Source organism: Antarctobacter sediminis (genome assembly GCF_019218285.1).
In the GTDB taxonomy this organism is placed as follows: Bacteria; Pseudomonadota; Alphaproteobacteria; order Rhodobacterales; family Rhodobacteraceae; genus Antarctobacter; species Antarctobacter sediminis.
On record NZ_JAHUZG010000003.1, the window covers coordinates 636,362 to 662,686 of the forward strand.

The 26,325-nt window shown below is 63.1% G+C and carries 24 protein-coding genes; 15 read left to right on the top strand and 9 right to left on the bottom strand.

The features are described 5' to 3' along the window. Positions 1-20 precede the first annotated feature (20 nt). Complete coding sequence (locus tag KJP30_RS18095) at positions 21-1,061, top strand: NAD(P)/FAD-dependent oxidoreductase (RefSeq protein WP_218450733.1); 1,041 nt, start codon at positions 21-23, stop codon at positions 1,059-1,061. 86 nt (positions 1,062-1,147) lie between these two features. On the opposite strand, the gene KJP30_RS18100 is transcribed toward KJP30_RS18095, so the two are convergent. From KJP30_RS18100 to ubiA, 5 genes are all read right to left on the bottom strand, one after another. Further along, complete coding sequence (locus tag KJP30_RS18100; RefSeq protein WP_218450734.1) at positions 1,148-1,591, bottom strand: MaoC family dehydratase; 444 nt, start codon at positions 1,589-1,591, stop codon at positions 1,148-1,150. 104 nt (positions 1,592-1,695) lie between these two features. After that, positions 1,696-2,568 (bottom strand): TIGR01459 family HAD-type hydrolase, encoded by an 873-nt coding sequence (locus tag KJP30_RS18105; RefSeq protein ID WP_218450735.1) that lies wholly within the window; start codon positions 2,566-2,568, stop codon positions 1,696-1,698. An 85-nt stretch (positions 2,569-2,653) separates the two neighbouring features. After that, the gene (locus KJP30_RS18110) at positions 2,654-2,983 is read right to left on the bottom strand and encodes a hypothetical protein (protein ID WP_218450736.1); all 330 of its coding nucleotides are present in this window, start codon (positions 2,981-2,983) and stop codon (positions 2,654-2,656) included. After that, positions 2,976-4,946, bottom strand: coding sequence for an OmpA family protein (locus KJP30_RS18115; RefSeq protein WP_218450737.1), 1,971 nt, complete (start codon positions 4,944-4,946; stop codon positions 2,976-2,978). The genes KJP30_RS18110 and KJP30_RS18115 overlap by 8 nt, the downstream gene beginning before the upstream one ends. 60 nt (positions 4,947-5,006) lie before the next feature. After that, positions 5,007-5,972, bottom strand: a complete 966-nt coding sequence (gene ubiA / locus KJP30_RS18120) for a 4-hydroxybenzoate octaprenyltransferase (protein ID WP_246594597.1) — start codon at positions 5,970-5,972, stop codon at positions 5,007-5,009. Here ubiA and KJP30_RS18125 point away from each other — a divergent pair. From KJP30_RS18125 to KJP30_RS18140, 4 genes are all read left to right on the top strand, one after another. Then, positions 5,958-6,710, top strand: coding sequence for a 16S rRNA (uracil(1498)-N(3))-methyltransferase (locus KJP30_RS18125; RefSeq protein WP_246594598.1), 753 nt, complete (start codon positions 5,958-5,960; stop codon positions 6,708-6,710). The two genes, ubiA and KJP30_RS18125, sit on opposite strands and share 15 nt — an antisense overlap. Continuing rightward, positions 6,707-7,558, top strand: a complete 852-nt coding sequence (locus KJP30_RS18130; protein ID WP_218450740.1) for a GNAT family N-acetyltransferase — start codon at positions 6,707-6,709, stop codon at positions 7,556-7,558. Before KJP30_RS18125 ends, KJP30_RS18130 begins: the two co-directional genes overlap by 4 nt. Next, positions 7,555-8,079 (top strand): hypothetical protein, encoded by a 525-nt coding sequence (locus KJP30_RS18135; protein WP_218450741.1) that lies wholly within the window; start codon positions 7,555-7,557, stop codon positions 8,077-8,079. The genes KJP30_RS18130 and KJP30_RS18135 overlap by 4 nt, the downstream gene beginning before the upstream one ends. Positions 8,080-8,143: 64 nt before the next feature. Continuing rightward, complete coding sequence (locus tag KJP30_RS18140) at positions 8,144-9,514, top strand: glutamate--cysteine ligase (RefSeq protein ID WP_218450742.1); 1,371 nt, start codon at positions 8,144-8,146, stop codon at positions 9,512-9,514. A 130-nt stretch (positions 9,515-9,644) separates the two neighbouring features. On the opposite strand, the gene KJP30_RS18145 is transcribed toward KJP30_RS18140, so the two are convergent. The 3 genes from KJP30_RS18145 to KJP30_RS18155 all read right to left on the bottom strand — a co-directional run bounded on the left by KJP30_RS18145 (position 9,645) and on the right by KJP30_RS18155 (position 12,506). Continuing rightward, positions 9,645-11,222, bottom strand: a complete 1,578-nt coding sequence (locus tag KJP30_RS18145) for a gamma-glutamyltransferase family protein (protein WP_218450743.1) — start codon at positions 11,220-11,222, stop codon at positions 9,645-9,647. A 482-nt stretch (positions 11,223-11,704) separates the two neighbouring features. Then, on the bottom strand, positions 11,705-12,154 hold the full coding sequence (locus KJP30_RS18150; protein WP_218450744.1) for an ATP-binding protein: 450 nt from the start codon (positions 12,152-12,154) through the stop codon (positions 11,705-11,707). 22 nt (positions 12,155-12,176) lie between these two features. After that, the gene (locus KJP30_RS18155; RefSeq protein WP_218450745.1) at positions 12,177-12,506 is read right to left on the bottom strand and encodes an STAS domain-containing protein; all 330 of its coding nucleotides are present in this window, start codon (positions 12,504-12,506) and stop codon (positions 12,177-12,179) included. An 87-nt stretch (positions 12,507-12,593) separates the two neighbouring features. On the opposite strand from KJP30_RS18155, the gene KJP30_RS18160 reads away from it, so the two are divergent. The 9 genes from KJP30_RS18160 (at position 12,594) to KJP30_RS18200 (ending at position 23,467) form a co-directional block, all read left to right on the top strand. Next, positions 12,594-13,766: an acetyl-CoA C-acyltransferase gene (locus tag KJP30_RS18160; RefSeq protein ID WP_218450746.1), complete on the top strand. Its 1,173-nt coding sequence runs from the start codon at positions 12,594-12,596 to the stop codon at positions 13,764-13,766. A gap of 82 nt (positions 13,767-13,848) precedes the next feature. Beyond that, complete coding sequence (locus tag KJP30_RS18165) at positions 13,849-14,307, top strand: free L-methionine (R)-S-oxide reductase MsrC (RefSeq protein ID WP_218450747.1); 459 nt, start codon at positions 13,849-13,851, stop codon at positions 14,305-14,307. 101 nt (positions 14,308-14,408) lie between these two features. Then, positions 14,409-14,978 (top strand): helix-turn-helix domain-containing protein, encoded by a 570-nt coding sequence (locus tag KJP30_RS18170; RefSeq protein ID WP_218450748.1) that lies wholly within the window; start codon positions 14,409-14,411, stop codon positions 14,976-14,978. Between the two features lie 11 nt (positions 14,979-14,989). Then, on the top strand, positions 14,990-15,361 hold the full coding sequence (locus tag KJP30_RS18175) for a GFA family protein (RefSeq protein WP_218450749.1): 372 nt from the start codon (positions 14,990-14,992) through the stop codon (positions 15,359-15,361). An 11-nt stretch (positions 15,362-15,372) separates the two neighbouring features. Next, on the top strand, positions 15,373-17,835 hold the full coding sequence (locus KJP30_RS18180; RefSeq protein WP_218450750.1) for a GcvT family protein: 2,463 nt from the start codon (positions 15,373-15,375) through the stop codon (positions 17,833-17,835). Next, positions 17,832-18,713 (top strand): homocysteine S-methyltransferase family protein, encoded by an 882-nt coding sequence (locus tag KJP30_RS18185; protein WP_218450751.1) that lies wholly within the window; start codon positions 17,832-17,834, stop codon positions 18,711-18,713. Before KJP30_RS18180 ends, KJP30_RS18185 begins: the two co-directional genes overlap by 4 nt. A gap of 92 nt (positions 18,714-18,805) precedes the next feature. After that, positions 18,806-21,250, top strand: coding sequence for a GcvT family protein (locus KJP30_RS18190; RefSeq protein WP_218450752.1), 2,445 nt, complete (start codon positions 18,806-18,808; stop codon positions 21,248-21,250). 96 nt (positions 21,251-21,346) lie between these two features. Next, the gene (locus KJP30_RS18195; RefSeq protein WP_218450753.1) at positions 21,347-21,994 is read left to right on the top strand and encodes an RluA family pseudouridine synthase; all 648 of its coding nucleotides are present in this window, start codon (positions 21,347-21,349) and stop codon (positions 21,992-21,994) included. A 381-nt stretch (positions 21,995-22,375) separates the two neighbouring features. Beyond that, the gene (locus tag KJP30_RS18200; RefSeq protein ID WP_218450754.1) at positions 22,376-23,467 is read left to right on the top strand and encodes an RES family NAD+ phosphorylase; all 1,092 of its coding nucleotides are present in this window, start codon (positions 22,376-22,378) and stop codon (positions 23,465-23,467) included. 466 nt (positions 23,468-23,933) lie between these two features. Here KJP30_RS18200 and KJP30_RS18205 read toward each other — a convergent pair whose 3' ends face one another. Continuing rightward, positions 23,934-25,373, bottom strand: coding sequence for an aldehyde dehydrogenase family protein (locus tag KJP30_RS18205; RefSeq protein WP_218450755.1), 1,440 nt, complete (start codon positions 25,371-25,373; stop codon positions 23,934-23,936). Between the two features lie 190 nt (positions 25,374-25,563). Between KJP30_RS18205 and KJP30_RS18210 the strand changes: the two genes are divergently transcribed. Then, positions 25,564-26,217 (top strand): peroxiredoxin, encoded by a 654-nt coding sequence (locus KJP30_RS18210; protein ID WP_218450756.1) that lies wholly within the window; start codon positions 25,564-25,566, stop codon positions 26,215-26,217. The last annotated feature ends 108 nt before the right edge of the window (positions 26,218-26,325 follow it).

Consider the following 26,325-nt stretch of genomic DNA (forward strand, 5'->3'; position numbering starts at 1 on the left):
TCTGACGAGGAGAGCGGCCAATGGCAAGCGTCGAGGTGACGGTACGCGGGGCAGGGATCTTTGGGTTGTCCGTGGCCTGGGCCTGCGTTCGGCGGGGCGCCAGGGTGCGCGTGGTCGATCCTTTCGGGCCGGGGGCCGGGTCTTCTGGCGGCGTGGTCGGCGCGCTGGCGCCTCATGTGCCCGAGAACTGGAACGACAAGAAAGCCTTTCAACTGGACAGCCTGCTGATGGCCGAAGCCTTCTGGGCCGAGGTCGAGTCCACTGGCGGCGTCAGCCCGGGCTATGCCCGCACCGGGCGGTTACAGCCCTTGGCGGATGAGAATGCCGTCGCGCTGGCACGGCAGCGGGCCAGCGGCGCGGCAGAGCTTTGGCAGGGCTGCGCAACATGGGAGGTGATCGCCTCTGAAGGGCTGCGGGGTCTTGCGCCGTCCAGCCCGACGGGTCTTTTGATCCGGGACACGCTGACCGCCCGCATGTGCCCGCGCCGCGCCTGTGCCGCGCTTGTCGCCGCGTTGGAGGTGTCGGGAGCACATGTCGTGCCCGAGGCCGAAGATCAGGGCGCGGTGGTCTGGGCAACCGGCTGGCGCGGCCTTCTGGACCTGACCGAGGCGCTGGGCCGCAAGGTTGGCGATGGCGTCAAGGGACAGGCGGTGCTGTTGCGCTACCCGGCGCAGGAAGACCCGCAACTGTTCGTCGATGGGCTGCACATCGTCCCGCATGCCGACGGGACGGTGGCGGTTGGGTCGACCTCGGAACGCGACTTCGACGACCCGACAGCCACGGATGACCAGTGTCAGGCGCTGATCGACCGCGCCTATGCGGCGGTGCCCGCCCTGCACGGCGCGACCGTGCTGGAACGCTGGGCCGGGGTGCGCCCGCGCGCGCGCTCCCGTGCGCCGCTGCTGGGCGCATGGCCGGGGCGCGAGGGGCATTTCGTTGCCAACGGCGGTTTCAAGATCGGCTTTGGCATGGCCCCCAAGGTGGGCGAGGTCATGGCCGACCTGATCCTTGACGGCCGCGACGGCATCCCCGCAGGCTTTTCCTTTGACGCGTTGCGCTGAAGGGGCGGATGTGAAAACGGCTGCCGAACCATTTGGTCGGGCAGCCGTCAGTCGTGAGGAAGATCGGGCGCACCGGCCCGCGAAACTCAGTCGAACTTGCGCGAGGGCGCCAGAACCTTGGCCTCGCCGATCAGCACCTTCTTGCCGTCCACCGCGCAATGGGTTTCCAGCGTCACGCGGCGCTTGGCATGGTCGATGTCGACCACTTTGACCTCGGCATAGACCACGTCGCCGGGGCGCACCGGCCCCAGAAACTTCAGCGTCTGGCCCATGTAGACCGTTCCATGCCCGGGCAACTGCTCGCCGATCACGGCCGAGATCAGCCCGGCGGTCAGCATCCCGTGGGCGATCCGCCCCTCAAAGATGGTGTCCTGGGCATAGTCATCGTCCAGATGCACCGGGTTCCGGTCGGTCGAGACCTCGGCAAACATCTCGATGTCCTGATCGGTTACCTGTTTGCGCAGGTAACGGGTCATCCCCATCTCGATGTCTTCGATGCAGATCGTGCCGCGGGGCATATTGTCCAACATCCGGCCCTCCATTTGCAAACCGCCCGGTAATAAATGCGCAGTCGACCTGCGCTTTCGGTAATTTTATTACTTTGCGGTTGCAGCAAAGGCAAGCGAAATCTGCCTTACCTCAGCGTCCCAATGGTGAATGTCGGATTGATCATTTCCTTTTGGACATAGGCGTTTAGCGCATCCGGCTCTGGTTGGTGCGTCGTTTTGGTCTCTTCGCGGGCCAATCCGCCACTGATGAAGAGGGAATCGAGATCCTCTCCCATGGCGCCATCGATATCCGTATGCGGCCCGTCCCCCACGGCCAGGATTCCCGCGTCCTGCACGCCTTTGCGGTGCTCGGCCAGGCGGCGGCGGGCAAGGTCGTAGATCGGCGGATGCGGTTTGCCGAAATACAGGCTTTCGCCGCCCATCTCGGTATAAAGCTTTGCCAGCGCACCGGCGCACCATTCGCGCCGCTCCCCCCGGTCGACGACGATATCGGGGTTGGCGCAGAGCAGTTTCATGCCTTTTTGCTTGGCGTAAAGGAACTGCGGGCGGTTCACCTCGGGGTCGGCGTGCGGGTCGAAGGGCCCGCAGCAGACGATGCCCTCGGCCTCGTCCAGTTCGACCTGTTCGATCTTGACTGGGTCGTCAATGATCTTGAGCGGTTCGAAAAAGCTCTGGTCGAAAGTCTGGCCCATGAACCAGACCTTGCGGCCCACCGCCCCGCGGAACATCGCGGACCGGGCGCTGTCGCCCGAGGTTGCGATATCGTCCCATGCGTCGGTGGGCACACCAAAACGGTCCAGCTGCTTGGCCACTTCGGACCGCGCCCGCGGCGCGTTGGTGACAAGGATCACGCAGCCGCCGCGCTGGCGATAGCCCTGCAACGCCTCGACAGCCGAGGGGATCGCCTGCACGCCATTGTGCACGCAGCCCCAGAGGTCGACGAACATGGCGTCGTAACGGTCGGAAATTTCGGAAAGGGCAGTGATGATCTGGGTCATGGGGCGGTCCTTGGCGCGCGAAAACTGCCCCGGTCATCCCACATAGACGGGCCGCTGGAAAGGCCCGCCACCTGCCAGTGCCGTGTCAGGCCTGCTGGTTCATCCGCTCGACATAGGCGCGCATTTCCTCTGCATCCGAACGCGCCTCGCGCAAGCCATCCATCGCAGCCGAAAGTTCGGCCTCTGTCTGGGCCAGTTGGCTGGTCAGCTCGGCCTCGCGTTGTTGCAGGTAGGTGATGGCCTGATCGCGGGTCTCTTCTGCCTCGTGGAGTTCCTGGCTCATCTTTTCCAGTTGGTCCATGTCCGCCTGGGCCACGCGTTTGAACCGATGCACCAGCCAATGCGCGAACCATCCCAGAAGGAAGGCCACGAAAAGGATGGCTGCCGTCGTCACGATGAATTCGGTTCTATTCATCTTCTGTCCTTCTGCCCGCCGGAGGCCGGATCTTGCCCAGTTCCGGATTCACAACCACGGGCGGCGTGTCCACCACCGGGGCGGCATCCGCAGCCGGGTCCGCGTCCGCAGGATCCGAATCGCCCGGGTCTTTCACTTCTTCGCCTTCTTCCGCCTCGGGTTTCAAGAGTTTGAATTCGATCCGGCGGTTGGCTTCGCGTCCGACCTCGGTGCCGTTGTCGGCGATCGGAAGTGTCTCGCCATAGCCTTTGGCGGTGTACGAGCGTGTCGGCACGCGCCGCATCCGCAGCGCGTCCAGAACCGCCTGCGCACGGTCACGGCTCAGTTCCTGATTCATGATCTCGCGGCCCTGGCTGTCGGTGTGACCGCCGATTTCCAGCGCGATGTCGCCGCATTGTTTCAGCAGGTCGGCCAGTTCGTCCATGATGTCGACCGCCGAGGCATCCAGCCGGGCAGAGCCGGGTTCAAAGGTGATCTTGCGGTCGCCAATGACCTCGACAATCATCGCCTCACATTCCTCGGGGGTGGGCAGGGCGGCAATCGGGTCCAGCGCTTCGACATATTCCACGTCGATGTCAAAGGCTGCGGCCTCTCCAAGTTTCGCAACCAGCAGGTCGGCGATTTGCGTGCTAGCGTCGGGGTTGCCGGTTTTGCCCGCAATGACCACACGGTCCGGTGTCACGGTCGCGGCGCCATTGGCCAGCATCGCCAGCGCATCAAGGCTGGCCAGAACCCGAACCGTCCAGTCCGCAGGCAGGCCCTCGGTCACGCGGGCGGCGGTATAGACGGTTTCCGAACTGAACAACGCGCGGGCAAAGCTGTCGGCCGTGACGCGTGCCTGTTCCGATCCCAGCCGCCCGCGCAGTTGCACCGCGCCTTCGGGGCTGAGCGTCGCGACGAAATCCGGGATGCCTTCGGGTTGGGCTTCGGGCGGTTTGGGAAGGTCGGCGTTCAGCGCGAACAGATCCGGCAGCGCAGCCTCCAGTTCGCCCACGATCCGATCAAACCGGGCCTGATTGGTGCCCTGCGCGGCAACAAGGGAAATATCGGCGTTGGAAAAGGTCAGCGTGCCCTGGCCCAGTTCCGCCAGCTTGGAGATGGAAATTTCCACCGCATCTGCCCAGCGGCGCGAGGGCACGCCCAGCCCAAGGCGGCAGGTGGCCTTGCCTTCGACACCGGCCTTGGCCGCGGCCGACAGGATGCGGGCGCGGGCTTCTTCGGTGTCCGCCGAACAGGCGGCAAAGCGTGCGCCCGCATCATCGATGGTGAATCGCAAGGTAAACGGCGAGATGACCGGACGCGGGGCCGACAATTCCAGCGCAAGGCGCAGTGTTTCGGGTTTGCGCCGGGTCAGCGCGGTTTCCAGCCGGCTGCGGGCCTCTGCGCTTTCGGTCATCGCCTTGATCGACACTTCGCTTGCCGAGACCGAGATCTTGGATCGTGGCAGGTCTTTCAGGGCGGCAGAGGCAAAAAGCAGCGCATCGGCCCAGCCTTCGGGGGCGGGATAGTCAGCGGTTTCCAGCAGGTCCATGACCTCGGTCTCGCCTGCGGTCTTGCGCAGATCCTCGATCAGCGCCTTGCGCTTGGTGCTGGCGGGGACAAGCCCGATCACCGAAATGCCCGCGTCGTTGCGCAGGATCTCGACCGAGAAGCTGGGTGCCGCGATTTCCTCGGGTTCCTCGACCAGCATCTGGTCAATCACACGGCTGGTGTCCACAACCCGGCCAGCGGCGCTAAGGGCCTGAAACCGCGCGGCTTCGTCTGGGGCGGTCCCGAAAAGGAACACCTGCAAACCGTTGGTGTCGACCTCGGCCCATGTCAGGCCCTCGGCGTCCAGTTCTGACAGAACCCCGGTGAGTGAGGCGCGTTCAACCGCGCTGCCGGCGAAATTTGCAGTGACGAGGCTGAGGGCGCCTGCCGCGGCAAAGATGCCGCCTGTGATGAAGAACGAGGAGAGGCGCATGGGCGCGTGTTTTTCCTTGTTGTTTTCAAGACAGATACGCAAGCCCGCCGGACGGTGCAATCAGGCGATCAGCGCAACGGCGAAAAACAGCACGGGCAGCAATCCGGCGTCGCGGTTGGATCGGAACAGCATCAGCAGTGTATCGGCATCGTCCATCTTCAACCGCCGCATCTGCCAGACCATGTGCCAGCCCATCGCCCAAGGCCCCGCAATCATCAGGATCAGTGCCAGCAGGTTGCCGTCCGGCGCGGCCGCCACGATGGCCAGCCCCATCAGCACGACAGAGGCCACTAGGAAACGGCGCAGCCACTTCGGCGTGTCGTCACCAAACAGCCGGGCAGTGGATTTCACCCCGATCAGCGCGTCGTCTTCCTTGTCCTGATGGGCATAGATCGTGTCATAGAACAGCGTCCACGCCATCCCGGCCAGATACAGCAGCACGGCCGGCAGCTCCAGTTTGCCGCTATGTGCCGTCCACGCCAGCAATGCACCCCAGTTGAAGGCGATGCCCAGAAAGATCTGCGGCCACCAGGTGAACCGCTTGGCAAAAGGATAGATCGCTACGGGCACCAGCGACACCACACCCAGCAGGATGGCCATGGGAGGAAAGGTGACAAGGATCAGGCACCCCAGCAGGGATTGCAGCACCGCCCAGGCCAGCGCCTGTTTCGCGCTTACCTGTCCCGAAGGGATCGGACGCGAGGCCGTCCGCGCGACAGAGCCGTCGAAATCGCGGTCGGTGATGTCGTTCCAGGTACAGCCCGCGCCGCGCATCAGCACCGCGCCGATGCCGCAGCCGGCAAAGATCCACAGGTCGAACCACCGCGCCTGCCCGTCGTGCAGGATCGACAGCAAAAGCCCCCACCAACAGGGCAGCAACAAAAGCCAAGTGCCGATTGGCCGGTCGGCCCGGCTTAGCCGCAGGTAGGGACGCGTCCATGCCGGGGCGTGGCGGTCGACCCAATTGCCGCTTACGGCGTCGCGGACCTGTCCATCGGCCTCTGGTCTCTGATGCGTCTCGGACATATGGTCCCCTCCATGACGGTGACACCGAAAATCCGGCTCTTTGTAGAGCACCCCCTCGGCGAGGGACAACAGGTGACCCTGTCGCGGGAACAGGCGCATTACCTCTTTGGCGTGATGCGGCTGACGACCGGCGCGCAGGTTACACTTTTCAATGGCCAGAGCGGGGCATGGCGCGCCGAGGTGGTCGAGGCAGGCAAGCGTGGCGGCACCCTGTCATGCCTTGAACAGACGGCCCCGCAGAGGCAGCCGCCCGATCTCTGGCTGATGTTCGCGCCGATCAAGAAGGCCCGCACCGATTTCATCGTCGAAAAATCGGTCGAGATGGGCGCGCGCCGCATCCTGCCCGTGCAGACCGAATACACCAACTCCGAACGCATCCGGCAGGATCGGCTTCAAGCTCACGCAACCGAGGCCGCGGAACAATGCGGCGCTACTTTTGTCCCCGAAGTTACCGACCTGCATCGGCTTGACCGCCTGCTGGCCGACTGGCCGCAGGACCGTCACCTGATGTTCTGCGACGAATCCCGCGCCGGGAAGCCAGCCACCCTGCCGGCCACGCCCGGCCCATGGGCGATTCTCATCGGGCCCGAGGGCGGCTTTTCCGAAATCGAACGCAACCGGCTGCATGCACTGCCCTTTGCCCACCCGGTCGCGCTTGGCCCGCGCATTCTGCGCGCCGATACCGCCGCCGTGGCGGCGCTGACCCTCTGGCAGGACAAACTTGGAGACTGGCGATGATCCGCAAGGCCACATCCGCCGACATAGGACCAATGGTTGCCTTCCTCGAAACCCACGTGGAAACCTCGATGTTCCTGCTGGGCAACCTCGAATCCCACGGCACCGACAACGCCACGCATCCGCATGGCACCGCCTTTTTCCTGCGCGAAACCGGCGACGGCATCACGGGGATCTTCGGCTGCACCAATGGCGGATTCCTGATGTGCCAACTGCCCGGCCTGACCGTGACAGAAGCGCAGACCTACGCCCATCTGCTCAAAGGCTACACGCTGCGCGGTATGACCGGCGACGCGCCGCAGGTTCAGACGGTTCTGGATGCGCTGCCGGTGGCCGAGGATGCATGGCAGATCAACCGGGTGGAGCCGCTTTACCGGATGGCGTTGGCCGGGTTGGAAAGCGCGTCGGATATCCGCGCGCCACAAGAGGACGACACACCGCTGCTGGCCGAGTGGTTTGCCGCCTACATGCAGGAAACCGGTACCGCGCCCCCGGGCGATCTTGCCTCTGCTGCGGAAACCCGGGCGCGGGCATCGGTCGGGTCCTCGCGGGTGCGGGTGATGACCGAAGAGGGCCAGCCGGTGGCCATGGCCGCGATCAATGCGCGGGCAGGTCAGGCAGTGCAGGTGGGCGGTGTCTATGTCCCGTCCGATTTGCGCCGCAAGGGCCGGGGCGGGCGTGTGGTGCGGGCATTGTTGGCCGAAGTCGCCGGTCAGGGCATTGAAACCGCGATCCTTTTTGCGGCCTCCCCACAGGCGGCCCGCAGTTATGAAAACATCGGGTTCACCCGGGTTGGCGACTACCGCATCGCGATGCTGAACAGGCCCGTCACTCTGGGAGACCCCAGATGATCCGCCCCGAAGCGGCCAAGGCGCTGCGCCGCTGGCAAGAGGCGCTGATCGGTTTGGTCACGGTTTTCCTGGGCCTTTACTGGGGCTTTTTCACCGGTGGCGGGCTGCTGCACTGGATCGGCTATCTCGTCATCATCCTCGGCGTGGCGCTGACTGTGACCGGCATTCAGCGCGCCCGCTTTCGTCAGGGTGATGGCGGCCCCGGCGTGGTGCAGGTTGTCGAACGGCGCGTCAGCTATTTCGGCCCGCTGTCGGGGGGGATTGTCGACCTTGATGCCTTGCAGGCACTTAGCCTTGACCCGACCTCGGAGCCGCCGGTCTGGCTCTTGATGGCGCCGGGCCAGCCGCGCCTTGAAATCCCGCTGACCGCCAAGGGTGCGGACCAGCTATTTGACGCCTTCGCCACCCTGCCGGGCATCCGCACCGAACACATGCTGCGCCAGATGCAAGAGGGGGCGGCTCACCCGGTTGTCATCTGGCGCGCGCCCTCTGTGCGCGATGCGGCGCGCCGGTTGCATTGACACTCTGGCGGATAAGCGACAACAGGTTAAGTTCAAACGCGCGAGTGCAGACCGGGAGCCTTCGATGTCCATTCCCCAATCCGGCGGCGGGCCGATCACGTCCATGGCCCAGCTGGCCGAATACCTCGCCTCCGGCTGCAAGCCGCGCGAGGACTGGCGCATCGGCACCGAGCACGAGAAATTCGGCTATTGCAAGGACACGCTGAAACCGCTGCCCTATGATGGCGAGCGGTCGATCCGCGCCGTGCTCGAAGGCCTGCGTGACCGCCACGGCTGGGATCCGGTCAGTGAAGGCGGCCATATCATCGGCCTGACCAAAGACGGGGCCAACGTCAGTCTCGAACCGGGCGGCGCGCTGGAACTCTCGGGTGCGCCTTTGGAAACCATCCACCAGACCTGTGACGAAGTGAATGAACACCTGCGGCAGGTCAAGGACATCGCCGACGAGATCGGCGTGGGTTTCATCGGGCTGGGCGCGGCGCCGATCTGGACGCATGAGGAAATGCCCCTCATGCCCAAGGGCCGCTACAAGCTCATGGATGCCTACATGGACAAGGTGGGCACCACCGGCAAACAGATGATGCGGCGCACCTGCACCGTGCAGGTGAACCTTGATTTCGCCTCCGAGGCCGACATGGTGCAGAAGATGCGCGTGGCGCTGGCGCTGTCGCCCGTGGCCACCGCGCTATTCGCCAATTCGCCCTTCTTCGAGGGCAAGCCCGTTGGCGTGAAATCCAAGCGGATGCAGATCTGGGAAACGCTGGACGATTCGCGCACCGGCATGTTGCCTTTTGTTTTCGAAGAAGGTTTCGGTTTTGAACGCTGGGTCGACTACGCGCTCGATGTGCCGATGTATTTCGTCTACCGCGATGGCGTCTACGTCGATGCGCTGGGCATGTCCTTCCGCGATTTCCTTGACGGCAAATTGCCGGCGCTGCCGGGTGAGACACCGACGTTGTCGGACTGGGCCGACCACCTGACAACCGCGTTCCCCGACGCGCGGATGAAGAAATACATCGAAATGCGCGGCGCCGATGGCGGCCCGTGGCGGCGGCTTTGCGCGCTGCCCGCGCTCTGGGTTGGCCTGATGTACGACCAATCGGCGCTGGACGCGGCATGGGATCTGGCCAAGGGCTGGGACGCCGAAACCCGCGAGGCGCTGCGCCTTGCCGCCACCCGCGACGGGCTTCAGGCGCAGGTGGGGGACATCAACATGCACGATCTCGCGCGGCAGGTGCTGGAAATCGCCGAAGCCGGGCTGGTGGCCCGTGGCCGCGAAGGGGCAGGGGGGCTTGTCCCGGACGAGACCCATTTCCTCAACGCGCTCAAGGAAAGCGTCGAGTCGGGCAAGGTGCCCTCGGACGAGTTGCTGGAGCATTACCATGGCGACTGGAACGGCGATCTCAGCAAGATCTACGCCCAGTATTCCTACTGAGACCGGAGTGTTTGGTGCGCGTTCGTTGCGCACCATTCGCTGATTGGGCTTCTAGAGGTCTGCAGGGCCGTTCCCCGGCCCTTTGATCCTGCCATCTTCCGCAAGCCGTCCACGCGTAGGGCAGCCCGGATCAATAGCCGATTGCGCAGCCATCCTTGCGCGGGTCCGAGGCGCCCTCCAGCACGCCATTTTCATGGATCATGATCGCCTGCGCGCCACCGATCGGGGCGCTGGGCACCTCAATGTCATGGCCCAACTCGGCCAGCGCGGCAAAGACCTCTTCATCATAGCCGCGCTCCAGCTTCAGTTTGCCATTCTCGGTAAAGCTGCGCGGCGCATCCAGCGCCGCCTGCGGGTCCATGCCGAAATCGATCATGTTGGTCAGCACCCGCGCGTGGCCATTGGGCTGATACTGCCCGCCCATGACCCCGAAAGGCATGGTGACGCGGCCCTGTTCCATCAGGATCGCAGGAATGATCGTGTGCATCGGTCGTTTGCCGCCCGCCAGTTCGTTCGGATGCCCTTCTTGCAGGCTGAAACCCGCGCCCCGGTTCTGGAACAGGATGCCGAATTTCTCCGAGGCGATGCCCGAGCCAAAGCTGTTGAAGATCGAATAGATCAGCGACACCGCCATGCGATCCCGATCCACCACGGTAATATAAATCGTCTCGCGGTGAACTTCTTCGGACAGCTTTTCGGGCGAAACCATTGCCCGCGCCGGATTGATCAGTTCTGCCAGTCGCGCCGCGGTCTCGGGGCTTTGCAGGTGCTCCAGCCGGGTCATGTGATCGGGATCGGCAAGGAAGCGGTTGCGCGCGTCATAGGCCAGCTTGGCTGCCTCGGCCTCGATATGCGCACGCTGGGCTCCGAAAGGATCCATCGAGGCAAGGTCGAAATGCGACAGGATGTTCAGCAGCAGATGCGCGGTAACACCTTGGCCGTTGGGCGGATGTTCCAGCAGGTCGCGGCCCTTGTAGCTGCCAGAGATCGGGTCGCCGATGGTGCAGGCGGTAGCCGCGAAATCCTCCAACCGGTGCACGCCTCCGGCGGCCGTAAGCGCGGTGCACATGTCCTCTGCCACTTCGCCGCCGTAGAACCCGTCGCGCCCCTGCGCCGCGATGCGCCGCAGTACTTCGGCATTGCCAGGCAGCCGAAAGACATCGCCGGTCCGAGGCACAGCACCCTTGTTGAGGTAATGCGACCGGGCCGCGCCTTGCAGCCGGTCCTGGGCTTCGGCCCAGTCAAAGGCCACGCGCGGGGCCACGGGTATCCCGTCTTCCATCAGCCGGATCGCCGGTGCCAGGCTGTCTGCAAGGCCCAGCCGTCCCCAACGTTCCGACATGGTGCAAAAGGCATCGACAGCGCCGGGAATCGTCACCGCGCTGGCAGCAGCGACAGGAACGCTGTCATGCCCTTCGGTCCGCAAGGCTGCGGCGCTGGCCGCCGCGGGGGCCCGCCCCGAACCGTTCACCGCGATCACGTCGTCCCCGCCGGCGGGCGAGACCAGAGCAAAGCAATCGCCGCCAAGGCCAGTCATCGCGGGTTCGGCCGCGCCCAGAAGCACGGCGCCGGCCAATGCAGCATCCATCGCATTGCCGCCACGCTGGAGGATGTCGATCGCCGCCTGCGCGGCCAGCGGATGCGAGGTCGCGCAAAGGCCGTTCAGGGCCATAACGGCGGATCGCCCGGGTTTATGGAAATCGCGCATTGCTGTCTTGCCTCCCTCTCTTCCGGACCGAGCATAGTGTGGTGCGGTGCAGCGTCAATCGGGGGGGAAGTCCTCGACGCCACGCACTGGGTGGGGGCTGAAATCGCGCGGCGCCGAGGGAAGCCATATGCAGCTACCCTTGCAATATCCCGCGCAATCGGGGCGGAAATAAGGTGCCGGGCAGGTCATATCATGACGTGGTTTCCGCCTGGGTAACCTTGGGCCTTGCGCAAATTGTCCGGGAAAACTGGGCCTCGGCGTCGCACACTGGGTGGGGGCTGAAAACATGCGACGCCGAGGGAAGCCATATGCAGCTACCCTTTCTCTTTGCCCGGCAACCGGGGCGTAAATAGGGAAGGAAACAGGTGATCCCGGGGCGGTTTGATGGCACCTCGAATTGCCGCGCTGAAGGTGGTGCGGATAGCACAAAGGGCGGCGCATGGTGCGCCGCCCTTTGCCGGTCAGGATCATGGGTAAGACCGTCAGCCCAATGGTATGGTCAGTGTCAGGCGATTGCGGTCGCCATCATGGCTGTAGGCAAGGTTTTCCGAAAGCGACCGGATCAGGAACCAACCAAAGCCGCCTTCGGGTAGATCCTCGACCGCCACATCCAGATCCGCGGGCGCGCCTTCGGGGGTAGCCCCGTTCGGCATCGGGCGTCCGAAGTCGGTGAACTCGACCGCGAGCCGTTTCGGCGCAAAAGTGAGCTTGAGCAGGATATCCCCGCCCGCGCGGTCCTCGTAGGCGTGTTCGACGATGTTGTTCAGCACTTCGGCAACGACAAGCTCCCAATTGCTGTCTGCCGCAGGGCTGCTGACCTCATCCTTCAGCAGTCCATTGATCGCCTCCAAGGTCTTGCGCACGTCTTCCGGGGTGCTGTCCATCTGGCAGGAAATCAGAAATGTGCCATCCTCCAGCCGCTCCGCTCGCATCGTCAGTCGCTCCGCTCCGGGCTCAGGCGCTGGCCGCGGCTTCGACGGACGGGTGGATGGCAAAGATCGAATCCATCCGGGTCATGCGAAACACCTTGTCGACGGCGGGGCTCAGTCCGGCCAGTTCCAGTTTGCCGTCCTTGGGCATCAGTTTCATCGCGGCGACGATGGCGCCAAGGCCGCTGGAATCGATGAACTCGACCTGATGCAGGTCCAGCACGTACCGGGGTTTCTCGTTTCCGAGCACCTCGCGCATGCGATCCTTGAACTGGATGGCCACCGCGGCGTCGATCCTGTTGGCGTCGACGGTGATGATATCCACTCCGGCCTGGTGATGCGTGGTCAATTGCATGGCGTCCTCATAGTCATGGGTTGCAAGGACCCTAGACGCCAATCCTTACCATTCGGTATGCAAGTCCCGACAAAGGGAGGGATTCACATGGAATCTGTGGTGATCACCGGCGCGGCCCGGACACCGATGGGCGGCTTTCAGGGCGTATTTTCCGAGCAAAGCGCCAGCGCGCTGGGCGGGGCGGCGATCCGCGCCGCGCTGGCACAGGCCAATGGCCCGGCGGTCGACGAATTGCTGATGGGCTGCGTCTTGCCAGCGGGGCAGGGGCAGGCACCCGCACGTCAGGCCGGATTCGCCGCCGGGCTGGGCGAAGAGGTCCCCGCAACCACGCTGAACAAGATGTGCGGATCGGGCATGAAAGCCGCGATGGCCGCATGGGATCGGCTGGCGCTCGGCGATGCCGCAACCATCGTAGCGGGTGGCATGGAATCGATGACGCAGGCACCGTACATGCTGCCCAAGATGCGCGGCGGCGCCCGCATCGGCCACGGTCAGGTTGTCGATCACATGTTCCTCGACGGGCTTGAGGATGCTTATGACAAGGGCCGCCTGATGGGCACCTTCGCCGAGGATTGCGCCGAGGCGTTCCAGTTCACCCGCGAAGCTCAGGACCAATACGCGCTGGCCTCGTTGTCCAATGCGCTGGACGCGGAACGCTCGGGGGCGTTCGACGGCGAAATCACGCCCGTCACCCTGCACATGCGCCACGGTGAAGAGGTCATCACCACCGATGAGCAGCCCGGCAAGGCGCGTCCGGAAAAGATTCCCATGCTCAAACCGGCCTTCCGCAAGGACGGCACGGTCACACCCGCCAATTCCTCGTCGATCTCCGATGGCGCAGCCGCTTTGGTCCTGTCCACGCTCAGCGCCGCCGAAGCCTCCGGGACCACGCCGCGCGCGCGGATCCTTGGCCACGCCAGCCACGCGCAGGCGCCCTCGCTCTTCCCTACCGCACCCATCCCGGCGGCACAAAAGCTGCTCGACCGGATCGGCTGGAAAAAGGGCGATGTCGACCTCTGGGAAGTCAATGAGGCTTTCGCCGTTGTCCCCATGGCCTTCATGAAGGAAATGGGCCTGCCGCGCGACATCGTGAACGTCAACGGCGGTGCGTGCGCGCTGGGCCACCCGATTGGCGCTTCGGGCGCGCGGATCATCGTCACCCTGTTGAACGCACTGGAAAAACGCGGCCTCAAACGCGGCATCGCGGCGATCTGCATCGGCGGCGGCGAGGGTACGGCCATCGCCATCGAGCGCATGTAGCGCCCGGCCCTTCTTCTGTCTGAAAATATCCCGGGGGTCCGGGGGCAGCGCCCCCGGTCCTGTCCTTTCAGGAAAGCGTAACATGCCGATTGACTACCCGACCCTCGCCAAGACCATTGCCTCCCTGACCGAGGGCGAAACAGACGCTGTCGCGCTCATGGCCACCATTGCCTGCGAGGTGCACCATGCGGACGACCGGTTCGACTGGACCGGGTTCTACCGGGTCGTGGGGCCGGAACTGCTCAAGATCGGACCGTATCAGGGCGGGCACGGCTGTCTTGTCATTCCCTTTTCGCGCGGTGTCTGTGGTGCCTGCGCCCGCAGCGGGCAAGTGCAGCTTGTCGCCGATGTCGATGCTTTTCCCGGCCATATCGCCTGTGCCTCCTCCACGCGGTCGGAAATCGTCCTGCCCGTGCGCGACGGCAAGGGCCGCCTGATCGCCGTCTTCGACATCGACAGCGACCGTCCGGACGCTTTCACCGAAGAGGATGCGCAGCAGTTGCAAGCCATCCTCGATGCAAGCTTTCGCGACGCCCTCTAGGCCCGTCCGAAAAACTTTCCAAACACCGTGAAAAAATGCTTTGAAATTTCACGCGCGCATGGCAGCGTGAAATTAGAACGCAATTTTTCACGACTCGTCTCATGTCGCATCCGCAACCCATGCCCAAGACGCTCGGCGCCGATCTGCGTGCGCTGCGCCGAACGCGCGGGCTGACGCTGCAACAGCTGGCAGATCGGCTGGGCCGCTCGGTGGGCTGGCTCAGTCAGGTGGAACGCGACCTTTCCGATCCTTCGATCACCGATCTGCGCCACATGGCCGAGGCGCTTGATGTCTCGGTCTCCATGCTGGCCCGCCACGGCACGACCGCCGGGCCAGAGGCCGGTCGCATCGTCCGCAGGGATGCCCGTCGTCCGATCGGCGCCCGCATTCCCGGGTTGGCCGAGGAACTGCTCTCGCCCGATCTCACCGATGATTTCGAAATGGTCCATTCCACCTTCGATCCCCATTCCGAGATCTCCGAACCTGTCAGCCGCCCGACGCAAGAGGTGGGCTATGTCATCTCGGGACGGCTTGACCTGATCCTGGACGAGGACCGTTTCACCATCCATCCCGGCGACAGTTTCCGCATCCGGGGCGAGCCGTTCCGCTGGGCAAACCCCTATGACGAACCCGCAGTGGCGATCTGGGTGATCGCCCCGCCGGTCTATTGACGGATAACTGCATGACCAAGGGCCACTGCCTCTGCGGCGCCGTAACCTTCCAGACCGATGCCCGGCCACAAGGCCCCAGCATCTGCCATTGCGGCCAGTGCCGCCGCCAATCCGGCCACCTCTGGGCCTCGGCCTATGTCGCCAAGGACGCGCTGACCATCACCGGTCCGGTCCGCTGGTTTGACAGCAGCCCCGAGGCCCAGCGCGGCTTTTGTCCCACCTGCGGCAGCTTTCTTTTTTGGCACGCCCATGCCGAGGGCACCATCAGCTTTGCCCTCGGCGCGCTCGACACGCCCACGGGCATCACGCTCGAAAAGCACATCTTCACCGCCGACAAGGGCGATTACTACGACATCGCGGATGATATTCCGCAACAGGATTGAGGGAGGCGAACATGTCTGATTTTCCCACACAGGCCCGCGTGGTCATCATCGGCGGCGGTGTCGTCGGCACTTCGTCGCTCTATCACCTTGCCAAGAAGGGCTGGACCGATTGCGTCCTGCTGGAAAAGAACGAACTGACCGCAGGTTCAACCTGGCACGCCGCTGGCAACGTGCCGACCTTCTCGACCTCCTGGTCGATCATGAACATGCAGCGTTATTCGACCGAGCTTTATGCCCGCCTTGGTGATGAGGTCGACTACCCGATGAACTACCACCAGTCCGGGTCGATCCGGCTGGCCCACAGCAAAGAGCGGATGCAGGAGTTTCAGCGCGCCTATTCCATGGGCCGCTACCAAGGCATCGAAATGGAGATCTGGACCCCGGAAGAGGCCAAGGACCGCTATCCGTTCCTTGAAATCCATGACCTCGAAGGCGTGCTTTACGATCCCACCGACGGCGACATCGACCCGGCTCAGCTAACGCAGGCGCTGGCCAAGGGCGCGCGCGACATGGGACAAAAGATCCTGCGTTTTACCCCCGCCACCGGCGTCACCCAGACCGAAGACGGCTGGATCGTACACACCGAAAAGGGCGACATCGCCTGTGACTACGTGGTGAACGCCGCTGGCTACTATGCGCAGCGTGTCGGCGAATGGTTCAAACCTTATGGTGGCCGGACCGTCCCGATGATGGTCATGTCTCACCAGTATCTCCTAACCGAAGAAATCCCCGAGATCGAAGCCTGGTCCAAGGAACACGGCGGCAAGCTGCCGCTGCTGCGCGACGTGGACGTGTCCTATTACCTCCGGCAGGAAAAGCACGGCTTCAACCTCGGCCCGTACGAGCCCAACTGCAAGGGCCACTGGATGACCGAGGATGACCAGATGCCCGAGGATTTCTCCTTCCAGCTCTGGAACGACGATCTTGACCGGATCGAGGATATCGTGGCCGACGCGATGGAACGCGTGCCGCTCATGGGAACCTCCGGCGTGGGCCGCGTCATAAACGGTCCCATCCCCTATGCCCCAGACGGCCTGCCCCTGATCGGCCCCATGCCCGGCGTGAAAAACGCTTTTGAGGCCTGCGTCTTTACCTTCGGCATCGCGCAGGGCGGCGGCGCGGGCAAGGTGCTGGCCGAATGGATCGTGGACGGCCAGACCGAATGGGACATGTGGGCCGTCGATCCCCGCCGCTACACCGATTACACCGATCAGGACTACTGCAATTTGAAAGGGATGGAGATCTACGGCAACGAATACGCCATGCACTTCCCCCACCACGAATGGCCCGCCGCCCGCGACAAGAAACTGTCCCCGGTGCACGACCGGGTCAAGGCGCTGGGCGGCGTCATGGGCGCCTATAACGGCTGGGAGCGCGCCAACTGGTACGCCCGGCCCGGCGATGACACCTCGTTGGAGGCCACGCATACCTGGGGGCGCTCCGGCCCGTGGGAGCCGCGCCTGCGCGAGGAATGCGAGGCCGTGCGCGACGCCGCCGGCATCCTCGACCTGCCGGGTTTCTCCCGCTACCGCCTGCGGGGCGCGGGTGCAGCGGAATTCCTGCGCGGCCTCTGCACCGGCGGTATCCCCAAGGTGGGCCGCATCGGCCTGCTCTATTTCGCCGATGACCGGGGCCGCATCGTGACGGAAATGTCCGCCATGCGTCTGGGCGAGGATGATTTCTTCCTCATCACCGCCGCCACCGCGCAATGGCATGATTTCGAATGGCTCCAGCGCCACCTGCCAAAGGACGCGGGCTTTACCCTCGTGGACATGACGCTCGATTTCTCCTGCCAGATCCTCACCGGCCCGAAATCGCGCGAGATCCTCGCCGCCGTCACCGATGCCGACCTGAGCCAGCCTTGGCTGAGCCATCAATCCGCGCAGATCGCGGGCCATTGGGTGCAACTGGTCCGGGTCTCCTTCGCAGGCGAACTGGGCTGGGAGGTGCATTCCAAGGTTGCCGAAACCGCCAAGGTCTATGACGCGCTGATGGCGGCGGGCGCGGATCATGGCCTCAAACCCTTTGGCATGTACGCGCTGAACAGCCTGCGGATCGAAAAGGGCTATCGCGCTTGGAAAGGTGATCTGTCGACCGACTACACCCTCTTCGAAGGCGGTCTGGATCGTTTCGTGAAGCTCGACAAACCGCAGGACTTCCCCGGCAAAGCCGCCCTGATGGCCGAGAAACAGCAAGGCGTGAAAAAACGTTTCGTGACCCTGATCGTTGACGCGGGCGAGGCCGACGCGCCCTATATGTCCACGCTGTCGCATGACGGGCAGGTCGTGGGTGAAACCACCTCCGGTGCATGGGGCTACCGCGTGAATGCCTCCATCGCGCTGGGCATGGTGCGCGCCGATCTTGCCGAACCTGGAACAGAACTGGAAATAGACATCTACGGCGAAAAATGCCGCGCGGTGGTGCAGCCGGATCAACCGCTTTGGGATCCGCAAAACGAAAGGTTGAAAGCATGACTGAGGTCACCCTGATGGACGGCGGCATGGGGCAATTGCTCCAGCACCGTTCCAAGCTGCCCGCGTCCAACATGTGGTCGGCCAAATCCATGCTGGAAGAGCCGGAACTGGTGCAGGATCTGCACGCGGAATATATCGCGGCGGGGGCCCAGACGATCACCATCAACGCCTATGCCGCGACACCCGAACGGCTCGAAGAGCGCGGCTTCGGCGATCAGTTCATTCCCCTGCAACAGGCTGCCATCGCTGCCGCCAAACGCGCGGTCGAGGCCTCGGGCCGCGATGTCAAGATCACCGGCTGCCTGCCGCCGCTCTTCAACTCCTACAATCCCGACCTCAACAAGGACGAGGCCTTCGCCCGCGACGTCTACAAACGCGTCGTCAAGGCGCAGGCCGAGGTTGATATTCACCTCGCCGAAACGCTGGGATCGCTGCTTGAGGTGCGCGCGGTGCTGGCCGCCTTCGAAGGTGAGGACAAACCCTGCTGGATCAGCGTCACCCTCGATGACCGGGCGGACCCGCCCGCCCTGCGGTCGGGCGAACCGCTGTCCGAGGCCATAGCCCTGGCAAAAGCGGCGGGGGTCGACGCTTTCCTCGTCAATTGCTCCATGCCAGAGGTGCTCAGCAAGGCCATGCCACTGCTCAAGGCCTCCGGCCTGAAATTTGGCGCCTATGCCAACGGTTTCCACAGCGTGATCCCGCTGACCAACGACAACGTGGTCATCGACACGCTCACCGCGCGCGAGGATCTTGGCCCGCAGGCCTATGCGGATTTCGTCGAAGGCTGGATCGCCGAGGGGGCAACCATCGTCGGCGGCTGCTGCGAAACCGGGCCGGAACATATCGCGGAACTGTCGCGCCGGTTGCACCCGGGCTGACAGGTCCATCGCAAAGCCCCTCTTGGGCTTCTTCTTGGTCCAAATACTCACTTTTCCGCGCCGCCGCGCGCGCCTCGGCAGGAGGTTCCAGAATGCCCCTTCCCACCAAAGCCCGCGCCGTCATCATCGGCGGCGGTGTCATCGGCTGTTCCGTCGCCTATCATTTGACGAAACTCGGCTGGACCGATGTTGTTCTGCTGGAACGCAAGCAACTGACCTCAGGCACCACGTGGCATGCCGCCGGGCTGATCGCCCAGCTGCGCGCCACGGCGAACATGACCAAACTGGCGAAATACAGCCAAGAGCTCTATGGCAACCTCGAGGCGGAAACAGGCGTCGCCACCGGGTTCAAGCGCGTCGGCTCGATCACCGTGGCGCTGACCGGGGAACGGCATGAGGAATTGCGCCGGCAGGCTGCCATGGCCCGCGCCTTCGGGGTCGAGATCGACGAGATCGACCTCTCCGAGATCAAGGCGAAATATTCCCATCTCAACACGGATGGCGTGGTCGGCGGCGTCTACCTGCCCAAGGACGGGCAGGGCGATCCGGCCAATATCGCGCTGGCCATGGCCAAGGGCGCGCGCATGGGCGGCGCCACGGTCGCCGAACGCACCAAAGCCACCGGCGTCACCACGAAGGGCGCGCGCATCACCCAGGTGCATTGGCAGGCCGAGGACGGCACATCCGGCACCATCGAGGCCGATCACGTGGTCAACTGCGCGGGCATGTGGGGCCGCGAGGTGGGCCGGATGCTGGGCACCGACGTGCCGTTGCAGGCCTGCGAACACTTCTACATCGTGTCCGAGCCCATCGCGGGTTTGACCCAACTGCCCGTCCTGCGGGTGCCCGATGAATGCGCCTATTACAAGGAAGACGCGGGCAAGATGATGCTGGGTGCGTTTGAGCCGGGCGCAAAACCCTGGGCGCTGAATGGCATCCCCAAGGATTTCGAGTTCGACCAACTGCCCGAGGATTTCGACCATTTCGAGCCGATCCTCGAAAAGGCCGTCAACCGGATGCCCATGCTGGGCGAGGCGGGCATTCACACTTTCTTCAACGGCCCGGAAAGTTTCACCCCCGACAATGCCTATTACATGGGCCTCTGTCCTGGGCGCGAAAACGTCTGGGTCGCGGCGGGTTTCAACTCCATCGGCATCCAGTCGGCGGGCGGCGCGGGCATGGCGCTCGCGCAATGGATGAACGACGGCGAAAAACCCTTTGATCTGGGGGATGTGGACATTGCCCGCGCGCAGGGGTTCCAGACCAACACCAGCTACCTCGCCTCGCGCGTGTCCGAAACGCTGGGCCTGCTCTATGACGACCATTTCCCCTACAAACAAAAGGTCACCGCCCGCGGTCTGCGCCGTTCGCCCTTCCATGACCGCTTGGCGGATCGTGGCGCGGTCTTTGGCGAACTGGCGGGCTGGGAGCGTGCGAACTGGTACGCGCGTGACGGACAGGAACGCGACTACCGCTATTCCTGGGGCCGCCAGAACTGGTTCGAAAACTCGGCCCAGGAACACCGTGCCATCCGTGAAAACGTCGGCATGTACGACATGTCCTCCTTCGGCAAGCTGCGGGTCGAAGGCCGCGACGCGGAGGCTTTTCTGAACCATGTCTGCGGCGCCGACATGTCCGTGCCCGTGGGCAAGATCGTCTACACCCAGTTCCTGAACCCGCGCGGCGGGATCGAGGCTGATGTGACCGTCACCCGCCTGTCGGACACAGCCTATCTGGTCGTGACCCCCGCCGCGACGCGCCGTGCCGATGAAACCTGGCTGCGCCGTCATCTTGGCGACCGCAACGTGGTCATCACCGATGTGACGGCGGGTGAGGGCGTGCTGGCGGTCATGGGACCCAAGGCGCGCGAACTGCTGCAAGCGGTTTCGCCCAATGATTTCTCCAACGCCGTGAACCCATTTGGCACCGCGCAAGAGATCGAGATCGGCATGGGCCGTGCCCGCGTCCATCGCGTCACCTACGTCGGTGAGCTGGGCTGGGAGGTCTATGTCAGCGCCGATATGGCAGGCCATGTCTTTGACACGCTCTGGCAGGCCGGGCAGGCGCATGGGCTGAAACTGGCGGGCATGCATGTCATGGACAGTTGCCGCGCCGAAAAGGCGTTCCGCCATTTCGGCCATGACATCACCTGCGAGGATCACGTGCTGGAGGCGGGGTTGGGCTTTGCGGTCAAGACTGCCAAGCCTCAGTTCATCGGCCGCGACGCGGTGCTGGCCAAGAAAGAGGCCGGGCTGGACAAACGCCTTGTGCAATTCCTGCTGAACGACCCGGAACCGCTGGTCTATCATAACGAGCCGATCCTGCGGGATGGGCAAATCGTCGGCTACCTGTCTTCGGGGGCCTATGGTCACACGCTGGGCGGGGCCGTGGGCCTTGGCTATGTGCCCTGTAAGGGCGAAAGCGCGGCGGATGTGCTTGCCTCAAGCTATGAGATCGACGTGGCCGGAACGCGGGTCAGGGCGACCCCCTCGCTGAAGCCGCTCTACGATCCGAAATCGGAACGGGTAAAGCTGTAGCCGGTTTGATCGGCACGGCCCCACCCGCCCACCCCTGCCGAGCCGATCAAACCGGCGGGGTTGCGTCCGTGGGCCTCTCTTGCCAAAGGGGGCGGCATGGCCTCTGACTATGATCCCCCCACCGGCGAGATCCCGGTACTGCATGAAGACAGCGACCTGTTGGTGGTCGACAAGCCCGCAGGGCTGCTGTCGGTGCCCGGCAAGGGGCCGGACCTTGCCGATTGCCTGATTGCCCGGTTGGAACGGGCCTTTCCCACCGTGCGGTTGGTGCACAGGCTGGACCGCGACACCAGCGGTGTCATGGTCTTTGCCCTGACGCCCCATGCGCAGCGCCACCTTGGCAACCAGTTCGAAACCCGCAAGACCAAAAAAACCTACCTCGCCCGACTGCACGGGCGGCTGACCCCCGCCACCGGCGAGGTGGACCTGCCGCTGATCGTCGACTGGCCCAATCGTCCGCGTCAAAAGGTCTGTCATGAAACCGGCAAACCGGCGCTGACCGGCTGGAAGGTGCTGTCGGCGGATGACGATGAAACCCGAGTGCGCCTTTTCCCGCACACTGGCCGCAGCCACCAGTTGCGCGTGCACACCTTGTCGCTTGGCCATCCGATCCTTGGCGATCCGCTATATGCGCCGGAAACGGCGGACCAGTATCCGCGCATGATGCTGCACGCCGAGGAACTGCGCCTCAACCATCCCGAGAATGGCAAAGGCATGAAATTCCGTGCGCCCGCGCCGTTTTAGGGGCGGGTACCGGATTTTCTGGACGCAAGCGCCGCCGCGTTGAGCGCCTGAAATCGAGGTCCTGCTGCAGTCGACGGTGCAGCCGAGGCGCTTTCGATTTGACGCGGAAGGCTCGGCGGCAACTTCGGCTTAGAGCCCAAAACAACCGCGCGGGTCGTACGACGTTTCGCAGTCGCAGCACGGGCGCGCCTGTCGTGGTTCGGCCCTGAGCTGCCGTTCGTGGACACCACAGCACAGGACCGGTGTCAGCCCATAGAGCTGACCTTGAATCGGTGGCTGACCGCTACGGCGCAGCGCTTCCCAGAGAGGACATTCGTCCATTGCTCAATATGATCAGATGGCTGAAGGTTGGCGGTGCGGATTCAGAAACCGCGCGGGGGAATGGTAATGTTTTCAATAATTCTTCGGAAGCTACGTGAACGACGGCTTGCTGGAAAGGTCATCGGCTGTTCAAAGTGCTTCGATGATATCGGGTTACGTAAAGTTGCGGAAGACTTTGGAGATAGTGCGTCCGGGTCTTGTCCGAACTGTGGTCTGTTGGACGGGGCTAAGCTTACTCGCAATGCTCTGGAACTTACTTGCAATGAATTTTTTGTTCGCGGTTCAGTATTTTCGGGCACAGGCTGGTTTGCGCCAATGCTCCAATTTAATTATTCTGATAGGCCAATTGATGAGGTCGGGAGAGAAGCTCTACGAAAAGATATCAGGCTATTGTCTGAGGCCTTCGGGCTGAACATTTTCCTTTACGGCCCTCCGTTGTGGATGTTTGGAAAGCCCGCTGAGGAAGATGGAAAGCAGCGTTGGGAAGCTTCTGACTACCAAAAAATCTGCGACTATCACGAAAAGCTCGAACTTGACAGCAATGCCACATTCTTTCGAGTCCAACGGAACATAGAATTCACGCCGGAGGATACACGATTTTGTTCTCCGCCAGAGAAGTTTAGGACGGTAAACGGACGATTTGACTCTCCCAAGCTACCTGTCTTGTATTGTTCCTTTGACGTTGAGACTTGCCTTCATGAAAGCAGAGTCAGCCTTGAGGACGACATTTTTGTTGCAACGATGCAACCGACAAAAACGCTACGCCTCTTGGACCTCACTTCGCCAAAGGTGGATTTTTATATCTCTCCCTTCGATGATCCTCGAATTTGGCTGAAAAGTCTGATCTACGATCATGACAGCTATGATTGTTGTCAACATTTGGCTTTGCACATTAGGTCGCTCGGATACGATGGTTTCGTTATTGAAAGCTATTTTCAGCAGGCCGCTCGCGCAAAGCACGCGAACCTATGCCTCTTTGACCGCCCGGTGGTTTCCGGGTCGGTTAGAGTCTTGGGGGTCAACAAAGTGATTCTTCACAACGTTTCGTATGAATTCGGTTTCGGCCCGGCCGTTTTCAGCAACGAACTTTTTGTTGACGAGGAGCAGTTGCTCACAGGCGACGAGATATCTCCAGCTGTTGAAACAGGATGATTGGTAAGAGTGATTGTGAAATCTGGTGAGCGTCAGCCTTTGCCACGATAAATCGTGCCAGTAGCGTCGAACTGATCCGCGCCAGGTGCCGGACAGATCAATCCAGCTTTTGCGGTGTCTGCTTTCTGCGCTTAGCTGACGTTCTCGTAGTTCGCAGCGAACGACCGCTTCCCGCCTTCCTGCGAGACGCGTGGACGGGTGCAGCGAACACTGAGCAGGCGTGGCGACCGACAGCAAAGTCCCGCACAGCCGTCATTCCGGACACACCAGTCCAGAAGCCATTTTGACAAGGCCACGTCAGATCAGTGTCGTTTCACGAATGTCTTGCCACTCAGCAGCTCCATGAAATGCCAAAAAACGGGCCGCTTTCGAGGCCCGTTTCTTAAGCGTCGGTTAAAACGCCCCTGTAACCCGTTGATCTGGCATTCCCCCAAGCTGTCCGCGCGTGGACAAGGGGGGGGCTGGATCACTCCGCGGCCCAGCCCGAAACGGCCTTGACCTCGACAAAGTCATGGATGCCCCAGCTGCCGCCCTCGCGGCCATTGCCGGACATCTTCATGCCGCCAAAAGGCGAGCCCGCGCCACGCCCTTCGCCGTTCATTTCCACCATGCCCGAGCGCAGCACCCGCGCCAGACGGTTGCGCCGCGCCCCGTCCTGGCTCTGAACGTAATTGGTCAGACCATAGGGCGTGTCATTCGCGATCTGAATGGCCTCTTCCTCGGTTTCGAACTTGAGGATCGACAGCACCGGGCCAAAAATTTCTTCCTGCGCGATGGTCATGTCATTGGTGACGTCGGCAAAGACCGTGGGCCGCACGAAGAACCCCTTGTTGAACCCCTCGGGACGGCCGGGACCGCCCGCAACCAGCCGCGCGCCTTCCTCGATCCCCTTTTCGATCAGCCCCTGGATCTTTTCCCACTGGCTGCCGTTCACCACGGGGCCGATGTGGCGGCCTTCTTCCGAGGCCGGGCCGACGGTGACCTTGTCGGCCATGGCGGCGGCCTCTTCGACCACGCGGTCATAGACCGAGGCCTCGACCAGCATCCTGCTGGGGGCGTTACAGCTTTGTCCGGTGTTCTGCATCATGTGCAACACGCCGCGCTTGACCGCCTTTTCGTCCGCATCGGCAAAAACCAGGTTGGCGCCCTTGCCACCCAGTTCCAGATGCACGCGCTTGAGCGTATCCGCCGCCGCAATCGAGATCAGGCGCCCGGCGCGGGTCGAGCCGGTAAAGCTGACCATGTCCACGTCCGGATGCGAAGAAAGCTGCGAGCCGACGCCCGCACCGTCACCATTCACAAGGTTGAAAACACCCGGCGGCAGGTCGGCGGCTTCCATGATCTCGGCAAAGATCATCGCGTCCAGAGGGCTTTCCTCGGAGGGTTTCAGGACCATCGTGTTGCCCGCCACCAGCGCCGCGCCCACCTTGAGCGTGATCTGGTTCATCGGCCAGTTCCACGGCGTGATCAGCGCGCAGACGCCCACCGCCTCGTGGATGATCCGGTCATTGGGGGCGTGATCGCCCAGCGGTGCCTCCCATGGGAAATCCTTGGCGGCCTTGATAAAGTTCTTGAGGTGCCAGATCCCGGCACCCACCTGGCTGGACCGTGACATGTCGATGGGCGCGCCCATTTCCATGCTCATGGCCTGTGCCAGATCCTCGCCCCGGGCCTTGTAGGCGGCATAGATACGCTCCAGCGCGGCGATGCGATCCTCGACCGGAGTGGCCATCCAGCCGGGCAGAGCAGCCTTGGCTGCGGCCACGGCGGCATTTGTGTCTTCCTCGCCGCCCAGCGAGATCACGGCGCAGGCTTCTTCGGTCGACGGGTCGATCACCTCATGGGCCTTGCCGGCCAGCGGAGCCACCCATGCACCATTGATGTAAAACTGGCGTTTCTCGATCATTGCACTCTCCTCGTTGTGCTGGCGCGCCGGGGTGTGTCGCACAGTTACCCGGCTGGCCGGTCGGGAATTTTGCGGCACTCTGTCACCCCCTCGGGCAAGGCGCAAGGCGAGGCTTTACATCCATAGTTTAGAATGTATCTAAACAGGCATCGGTCAAATCCGAGTTTTTCGGACAGGAAAGGATTTTTTCATGGCCCTGCGTATCAACGACGAGCTTCCCAACCTCACCGTCACCACCGACCTTGGCGAAGTGACTCTGCATGACTGGATCGGCGACAGCTGGGCGATCCTCTTTTCGCACCCCAAGGATTTCACCCCGGTCTGCACGACCGAATTCGGCGCCGTCGCACAACTGGCGGCCGAATGGGAAAAGCGCGGCACCAAGGTGATGGGTATTTCCGTCGATGGTGTCGACGAGCACAAACAGTGGAAGGGCGACATCGAAAAGACCGCAGGTTGCCCGGCGACTTTCCCGATCATCGCGGATGAGGATCTGACCGTTTCCAAGGCGCTGGACATGCTGCCTGCCGAGGCATACCTGCCCGATGGTCGCACCGCCGCCGACAGCGCTTCGGTGCGTTCGGTCTTTATCATTGCGCCGAACAAGAAGGTGCAGCTGATGATGACCTACCCGATGTCGGTGGGCCGCAACTTTGCCGAGATCCTGCGCGCTCTGGACGGTCTGCAAGCCACTTATGGAACGCCGATCGCAACCCCGGCCAACTGGACCGTGGGCGAAGACGTGATCGTGGCGCTTTCGCTGAACGACGAACAGGCCAAGGAGAAATTCGGCGAAGTGAACGCCGTGCTGCCCTACCTGCGCACCACCAAGATGCCGGCCTGATCCGCCACCCTTGTTGATTTTCGCGGGCGTCCCAACCGGGGCGCCCGTTTCGTTTTGCAAGGGACGCTTGCCTGATCGCCCGCGGGGGCCTAATGGCGAAGGATCAGG

Excerpts from the sequence above, each read along its gene's own strand:
- KJP30_RS18160 (WP_218450746.1), top strand. The coding sequence starts at position 12,594 with ATGGAATCTGTGGTGATCACCGGCGCGGCCCGGACACCGATGGGCGGC.
- KJP30_RS18165 (WP_218450747.1), top strand. The coding sequence starts at position 13,849 with ATGCCGATTGACTACCCGACCCTCGCCAAGACCATTGCCTCCCTGACC.
- KJP30_RS18105 (WP_218450735.1), bottom strand. The coding sequence starts at position 2,568 with ATGACCCAGATCATCACTGCCCTTTCCGAAATTTCCGACCGTTACGAC.
- KJP30_RS18110 (WP_218450736.1), bottom strand. The coding sequence starts at position 2,983 with ATGAATAGAACCGAATTCATCGTGACGACGGCAGCCATCCTTTTCGTG.
- KJP30_RS18115 (WP_218450737.1), bottom strand. The coding sequence starts at position 4,946 with ATGCGCCTCTCCTCGTTCTTCATCACAGGCGGCATCTTTGCCGCGGCA.
- KJP30_RS18200 (WP_218450754.1), top strand. The coding sequence starts at position 22,376 with ATGGTAATGTTTTCAATAATTCTTCGGAAGCTACGTGAACGACGGCTT.
- KJP30_RS18140 (WP_218450742.1), top strand. The coding sequence starts at position 8,144 with ATGTCCATTCCCCAATCCGGCGGCGGGCCGATCACGTCCATGGCCCAG.
- KJP30_RS18195 (WP_218450753.1), top strand. The coding sequence starts at position 21,347 with ATGGCCTCTGACTATGATCCCCCCACCGGCGAGATCCCGGTACTGCAT.
- KJP30_RS18210 (WP_218450756.1), top strand. The coding sequence starts at position 25,564 with ATGGCCCTGCGTATCAACGACGAGCTTCCCAACCTCACCGTCACCACC.
- KJP30_RS18205 (WP_218450755.1), bottom strand. The coding sequence starts at position 25,373 with ATGATCGAGAAACGCCAGTTTTACATCAATGGTGCATGGGTGGCTCCG.
- KJP30_RS18180 (WP_218450750.1), top strand. The coding sequence starts at position 15,373 with ATGTCTGATTTTCCCACACAGGCCCGCGTGGTCATCATCGGCGGCGGT.
- KJP30_RS18130 (WP_218450740.1), top strand. The coding sequence starts at position 6,707 with ATGATCCGCAAGGCCACATCCGCCGACATAGGACCAATGGTTGCCTTC.
- KJP30_RS18150 (WP_218450744.1), bottom strand. The coding sequence starts at position 12,154 with ATGCGAGCGGAGCGGCTGGAGGATGGCACATTTCTGATTTCCTGCCAG.
- KJP30_RS18155 (WP_218450745.1), bottom strand. The coding sequence starts at position 12,506 with ATGCAATTGACCACGCATCACCAGGCCGGAGTGGATATCATCACCGTC.
- KJP30_RS18170 (WP_218450748.1), top strand. The coding sequence starts at position 14,409 with ATGTCGCATCCGCAACCCATGCCCAAGACGCTCGGCGCCGATCTGCGT.
- KJP30_RS18175 (WP_218450749.1), top strand. The coding sequence starts at position 14,990 with ATGACCAAGGGCCACTGCCTCTGCGGCGCCGTAACCTTCCAGACCGAT.
- ubiA (WP_246594597.1), bottom strand. The coding sequence starts at position 5,972 with ATGTCCGAGACGCATCAGAGACCAGAGGCCGATGGACAGGTCCGCGAC.
- KJP30_RS18145 (WP_218450743.1), bottom strand. The coding sequence starts at position 11,222 with ATGCGCGATTTCCATAAACCCGGGCGATCCGCCGTTATGGCCCTGAAC.
- KJP30_RS18185 (WP_218450751.1), top strand. The coding sequence starts at position 17,832 with ATGACTGAGGTCACCCTGATGGACGGCGGCATGGGGCAATTGCTCCAG.
- KJP30_RS18135 (WP_218450741.1), top strand. The coding sequence starts at position 7,555 with ATGATCCGCCCCGAAGCGGCCAAGGCGCTGCGCCGCTGGCAAGAGGCG.
- KJP30_RS18095 (WP_218450733.1), top strand. The coding sequence starts at position 21 with ATGGCAAGCGTCGAGGTGACGGTACGCGGGGCAGGGATCTTTGGGTTG.
- KJP30_RS18125 (WP_246594598.1), top strand. The coding sequence starts at position 5,958 with ATGCGTCTCGGACATATGGTCCCCTCCATGACGGTGACACCGAAAATC.
- KJP30_RS18190 (WP_218450752.1), top strand. The coding sequence starts at position 18,806 with ATGCCCCTTCCCACCAAAGCCCGCGCCGTCATCATCGGCGGCGGTGTC.
- KJP30_RS18100 (WP_218450734.1), bottom strand. The coding sequence starts at position 1,591 with ATGTTGGACAATATGCCCCGCGGCACGATCTGCATCGAAGACATCGAG.